Source organism: Oleiphilus sp. HI0066 (assembly GCF_001635725.1).
Genome location: NZ_LWFH01000145.1, coordinates 1 through 749, shown reverse-complemented (window position 1 = coordinate 749; position 749 = coordinate 1). Strand labels below are relative to the sequence as shown.

2 protein-coding genes are annotated in these 749 nt (G+C 43.1%); both read right to left on the bottom strand.

The genetic code is table 11. The features are described from left to right. Nucleotides 1–561: HAMP domain-containing sensor histidine kinase (locus A3738_RS02530; protein ID WP_231876505.1), on the bottom strand; the 561-nt coding region annotated here is incomplete at its 3' end. A gap of 66 nt (nucleotides 562–627) precedes the next feature. Then, a partial coding sequence (locus A3738_RS32495; RefSeq protein WP_369819756.1) for a histidine kinase dimerization/phospho-acceptor domain-containing protein occupies nucleotides 628–749 on the bottom strand: 122 nt, incomplete at its 5' end.

Sequence of the window (749 nt, the reverse complement as noted above, 5' to 3'; positions counted from 1 at the left end):
ATCTGCCTTTTCTTCTTTAAGCTCAGCTGCCTCAGCGAACTCTAAAGGCAGGGAAACAGTAAACTCTGTGCCTTTGCCTTGCACGCTTATTGCAGACAGATCTCCAATCATTAAATCGACCACAGCTTTTGTGATCGGGACACCTAAACCTGTCCCACCAAATTCTAGAGTTGTAGTTGTGTCGGCCTGTTCAAATCGAGAAAAGACTTTCTCTACCTGATCTTGGCTCATGCCAATACCGGTATCTGCTATTTTGATTTGGACGCGCTGCCCAGCTTGCGATCCAACGCAATCAACATGGATCGTCACACTCCCTTCCTCTGTAAACTTAATCGCGTTTGAACAGAGGTTGAGTAAGATTTGCTTGATCCGTACAGGGTCGCCCTTGTAGTAATGATTAAACTCTCGAGGAAAAATAAACTCTAATCCGATTCCTTTTTCTGAGGCCGCGTCTTTAAACATGAACTCTGCAGTTTCGATTAGATCAACAATATCGAACGGAATGCACTCTAGCTCAATCTTACCAGCCTCAATTTTCGAGTAATCGAGAATGTCATTCACGATTGAAAGTAGGGAGTTACAGGATGTACGGCCTTTATCGATCAAATCATAATAGACAGGGCTATCTCAGAACTTATTTAGACGTAGAAGTTGGAACATACCGTATATACCATTGATCGATGTTCTGACTTCATGGCTCATATTTGCTAAGAACTCACTCTTAGCCTGATTCGCGTTCTCTGCCTGAA